This is a genomic window from Photobacterium sp. SP02 (assembly GCF_038519165.1).
GTDB lineage: Bacteria > Pseudomonadota > Gammaproteobacteria > Enterobacterales > Vibrionaceae > Photobacterium > Photobacterium halotolerans.
Genome location: NZ_JASJOJ010000109.1, coordinates 1 through 6,012, shown reverse-complemented (window position 1 = coordinate 6,012; position 6,012 = coordinate 1). Strand labels below are relative to the sequence as shown.

General features: G+C 54.7%; 1 protein-coding gene. It reads left to right on the top strand.

What is annotated here, in order from left to right; genetic code table 11:
• Positions 1 to 6,012: tandem-95 repeat protein (locus P0Y67_RS22035; RefSeq protein WP_342393606.1), on the top strand; the 6,012-nt coding region annotated here is incomplete at both ends.

Genomic DNA, 6,012 nt, shown 5'->3' with positions numbered 1-6,012 from the left:
CGGCTCATCAGCCACAGGGGTAACCGCCACCATCACCTTTACTCTGAGCGAAAGCAGCAGTGATTTTGCAGCCGGTGATGTGATTGCTTCCGGTGGTGCGCTGACGAATTTCACCGGCAGTGGCGCCAATTACAGCGCGACGTTCACCCCGGATGCAAACAGTACGACGGGAGCCACGATTGATGTCGCGGCGAATGGATTCACCGACGTTGCAGGGAATGGTAATACAGCCGCTGCCCAGCTCGCCCTCAGTGTGGATACAGTACTGCCAAGCGTGACCATAAACTCGGACAAATCCTCGTTGAAGCAGGGTGAAACCGCGAACATCACCTTGACATTGAGCGAAGACAGCACAGATTTTGAAGCGGCGGATATTACGGTCAGTGGCGGGACCTTGTCGGGCTTTCACGGCAGTGGAAGCAGCTACAGTGCAACCCTGACGCCGGTCACCGACGGCAATATCACGCTGGATATTGCCAGCGGCCGGTTTACCGACCCGAATGGCAACGGCAATCTGGCTGCGACTCAGTTGGCGGTGAGCTACGACGGTACTGCGCCTTATATCACCCAGTTGAATCCGGCTGATGATGCGACGGATGTCAGCCGCAACAGCAATCTGACGCTGACTTTTAGCGAGGATATACAGATTGGCAATTCCTCCGGCACACTGAGTCTGATAGATGCCACGGATGCAACAACGCTGGCAACATACGCAATGTCTGACACCGAGGTGAGTATTTCCGGTAGTCAGCTGCTGGTCGACCCGAGTGTGAGTTTCACACCGACGCATACTTACTACGTCACCATGACGAACGATGCGTTAACGGATACGGCCGGGAATGCCTTTGCCGGTTTCAGCACCGAGACGGTGTTTAACTTCACCATCGCCAACGCTGCACCGGTTGCGGCCGGTGATGCGGTGACGGTCGCGGAAGATAACCTGATTGCTATCAGTGTGCTCGACAACGACAGCGATACTGACAGTCAGTTGAATGCAGCCAGTGTCACCGTTCTGACCGCACCTTCGCATGGCAGTACCAGTATCAATACCGGGACAGGCACTATTACTTATACGCCGGATGCAAACTTCGCCGGGACAGACACCTTCAGCTATCAGGTTCAGGATGTCTACGGCGCTGCATCTTCACCGGCCACAGTGACAGTGACGGTTACCCCTGTGGCTGATGAGCCGGTGGCAACGGCGGATGTCAGCAGTACGGATGAAGACACACTGGTGGTTCTGGATGTGCTGGTGAACGACAGCGATGTGGATACAGGGGATACGCTGAACTCAGCTTCTCTGACTGTGGTGACTCAGCCAACCCATGGTTCCGCGACGGTTGAGAACGGTAAGATTCACTATCAGCCGGGCGCGAATTATGTGGGGACAGACACGCTGAGTTATACCGTACAGGACAGCACAGGGCTGGTTTCCAATATCGCTCAGGTGACGGTCAATGTGGCAGGCGTCAATGATGCACCGGTCACCGTGGTGGATGGCCTGGCAGTGAATGAGGATGAAAGCGGCGTTGTCGATGTGCTGGCGAATGACAGTGATGTCGATGGCTCACTCAATGCCAGTACGCTCCAGGTGATCACCCAGCCACAGCACGGGCAGACCAGCATTGATACCAATGGACTGGTGACCTATACCCCCAACGCGAATTTCTTTGGCAGCGACAGCTTTACCTATGTGGTGCAGGACGATTTGGGCGCGACCTCCCAGCCAGCGACGGTTACTGTGACTGTGACCAGTGTCAACGATGCACCAGTGGTCGTGAATGACACCGCTACTTTGCTGGAAGATACGCCGCACACAGTGAATGTACTGGGTAATGATCAGGATATCGACGGCACGATAGCTGCAAATACATTAACAATAGTGACCCAGCCGGAGCAGGGCAGTGTCAGCGTAGACAGCAATGGCATGGTGTCCTATACCCCGGCGCCGAATTTCAGCGGTGAGGATCAGTTCACTTATAAAGTGAGTGACGATCTGGATGCTGAATCCAATATCGCCACTGTGACCATGACGGTACAGGCCGTGAATGATGCGCCGGTTGCCAATGCCGATCAGGTAACGACTCAGGAAGACACCCCGGTTGATATTGATCTGATCAGCAATGACAGTGATCTGGACGGTACGCTTGATCTGAGCTCCATTCAGGTGCTGACGCCGCCTCAGCTGGGTCAGTTGCTGGATCTGGGTAACGGTAGCCTGCGCTATACCCCGGATACGGATCAATCCGGTACTGACAGCTTTACCTACACCATTTCTGATAACGAGGCCGACGTTTCCAATACAGCCACGGTTTCAGTGACGATCGAGACGGTCAATGATGCGCCGACCATCAGCGGCACGCCAGTGCTTAACGTCGATCAGGACCAGAACTACGAGTTCCAGCCGGTGGCTGCGGATGTCGAAAGCGATGGCCTGACCTTCAGTATTACTCATCTGCCCGACTGGGCGAGTTTCGATACCCAGACCGGACGTTTGTATGGCGTACCAAATAATGATGCGGTAGGCAGCGTCAGCAACATAGTGATCAGCGTTACTGATGGCGATAAAACCGCATCGCTGCCGCCGTTCACCCTGACAGTCAACAATGTTAACGATGCGCCTGTTATCAGCGGACAGCCTCAGGATCAGGTGTCTGAAGATACTCAGTACAGCTTTATCCCTCAGGCATCCGATATCGATGCGGATACGCTGACCTTCAGCATTGAGAACAAACCGGTTTGGGCCAGCTTTAATTCGCAGACTGGTGAGTTGTCCGGCACACCGGATAACAGCCATGTCGGCAGCAGCAGCGGCATTGTTATCAGCGTCAGCGACGGCAGTGAATCGGCCTCTCTGGCAGCCTTCAGTATCAGCGTGATAAACGTCAACGATGCACCGCAAGGGGAAAACCTGACGCTTACTCTGGCCGAAGATACCAGCCTGAGTATTGCCCCGGCGATGACAGATGTCGACAGCACAGCACTGAGTCTGCTGGTAACTGATGCACCATTACACGGTAGTTTAACCGCCCAGGGCAGCAGCTGGTTGTATACACCCCATGCCGACTTTAACGGTATCGACAACTTCAGTTATCAGGTGACAGACGGCGAAACGGTATCCGGTACTTATACTGTTTCGCTTGCGGTGACACCGGTGAATGATCCGCCCGTGATTGTTTCTGATTCGTATCACTTTAAAGCCAGCGCGTCGGGCCGTTATGTGCTGGATGTGCTGAGTAACGACACGGATATCGATCAGGATCTGCTGAGTCTGATGTGGGTGACGGCGGTGAAAGGGACAGCCAGTATACAAAATGGTCAGGCAGTTCTGACCACCACACAGCAGGGCACGTTTTCGCTGAAATATGGTGCCAGTGATGGTGAAGGGGGCCAGCAAATAGGTCAGGTGACAGTGGTGATTGAGTCGGCGGTGAGCCAGCCTCCGACGATTCAACCGCCAGCTGATATTGAGCTGAATGCAACCGGTTTGTTTACCAGAGTGGATCTGGGCGTTGCCAAAGCCACAGACAGCCAGGGCAGGCCACTGGCTGTCTCTCTGGTGGATCAGGCCCCAGTCTTCAAGCCGGGCAGGCATACGGTTTACTGGCGGGCGGTGGATGCGCAAGGCAATGAGTCTCAGGCCAGCCAGCAGGTTGTTCTGCATCCATTAGTCACACTCTCTAAAGATGACCACACCACGGAAGGGACGACACACAGTATCAGCGTTCACCTCAATGGCCCTGCGCCTGATTACCCGGTGACCATTCCTTATACCGTGTCAGGAAGCAGTGATGCCAGTGATCACACCTTGCTGGATGGCGTGCTTGAGCTAGAGCAAGGCACAAGCGCTGCGATTGAATTCGAGGTACTGAGCGATGGTCTGCCCGAAGGGCCGGAAACATTGACGGTTACTTTATCCCCCACCCTGAATCTTGGCAGTAAGTCAGATTACACACTGACTATCACAGAAGAGAATTTAGCACCAAGAGTGACCACAGGTGTTATTCAGGATGGCGATTCCCGGCACATTGTGGATATCTCTGGCGGCCAGGTTACTGTCAGTACACACGTCACAGATGTGAACAGTGCAGACAGCCATAGCTATCTGTGGGAAGCCAGCGACAGTGCGCTAGCTAATCTCAGCACCGAGGATGAACACTTTATCTTTGCGCCGGGTGCGCTGTCACAGGGTGTGTACAGCCTTAAGCTGACAGTGACGGATAACGGTACGCCTGTTCAGTCTGTGGTGAAACATATTTATCTGGAGGCTATTGCTCAGTTGCCGCAGTTAGGCGGTGAGGACAGCGATGGCGATCTGCTGCCCGACAACCAGGAAGGCTTCATTGACTCTGATGACGACGGCATCCCGGATTATTTGGATGCGACGGCTGACTGTAACGTCATACAAGAGCAGGCCGTGGTATCTGGCCGCTATCTGCTCGAAGGCGACCCGGGTGTGTGCCTGCGCAAAGGCGCGACGGTTGCAGGTAATCAGATGGGTGGTGTGCAACTGCTGGCCAGTGAAATTCCGCCCGATGCCGAGGTCAAAAACACCGGCGGTGTCTTTGACTTTATTGCTCATGGTTTGCCGACAGCCGGTCAGAGTTATCAGGTGGTATTGCCGCAACGTTTACCCATACCGGCAAACGCGGTTTATCGTAAATTCACAGAGAGTCAGGGCTGGAAAAATTTTGTCACTGATGCGCAAAACCTTGTGTCTTCTGCTCAGGGTGAAGCGGGTTACTGCCCGCCTCCGGGCGACAGTCAGTGGCAGGCCGGATTACAGGAAGGGCACTGGTGCGTACAGTTAACCATACAAGACGGTGGCCCGAATGATGATGACGGCCAGGCCAATGGCAATGTAATGGATCCGGGCGGTGTTGGCGTACCGCTGAGTGCCAATCTGTCGCCATCGGCGGTGGATGACGCCGTATTGCTCAACCGGAACGGGAACACAATGATAGATGTGCTGGCCAATGATACGGATGCCAACAATGATCCCTTGTCTGTGTTGGCAGCATCGGTGGATTTCGGCGTGGTCAATCTGACGTCTAATCAGATCCACTATGCCGCTCCTGATGGTTTCTATGGTGTCGCGACCATCAGTTACAGCATTTCAGACGGGACAGGCGGCACGGCGAATGCGCAAGCGAAAGTGACAGTGCTGAACAGCGATTACCCGGTTGCGGTGGACGATGTTATTCAGACTGATGATAAAACGGCCGTGGTCATTGCTGTGCTGGACAATGACACAGATGCAGACGGTGACAGTCTGACAGTGGTGTCTGCGCTGGCAAACCGAGGTTCGGTGACGATAAACACAGATCAGAGCCTGACATTTACGCCCGAAGCCGGTTATGAAGGAGAGAGTATCATTACCTACCAGATAGAAGATGCGACTGGCCTGCAAGCCAGCGCGCAGGCACGTGTTACCACCACACTCAGTGAAGGTCTGGTGGTGAAAAACCGGGCAGGAGGGGCTGTCACTGCCCTGATGCTGGTATTACTCGGCGGTTTGGGAGTCATGCGCCGCTGGGGCGGACGGCTGCTGGCGCTGGTATTGGCGTTGATCAGCTTTAACAGCCAGGCAGCCTGGTTTGTTGATGCCGAGCTGGGCGTGAGTGAGGCCAGCGAGCGCCATACTCAGCCGGCGGATACCCTTGTTTCACAAGATGACACTGACACGGCTGTGTCACTGGGGGTGGGCTATGAAACCGATCATCACTGGATACTGACGGCCCGCTATTTGGATCAGGGGGACGGCAAGGCCACACTCAAACCAACTAGCGCTGTGTCTGATGACTATCATCAGAGTGTGGTTAAGGCCACACCTGTGCTGACCTCTGGGGTGGCGCTGGACGTGCGCTATCCTGTGGTGTCTGATAATGATTTCCGCTTTTTAGTCGGTGGCGGCGTTTACCGCTGGGAAGCAGATTACAGCAGTACGTTTCAGGGGCAGACAATCAGCTCATCCGACTGGGGCGTCGATCCGTATCTGACAGCCGGGCTGGA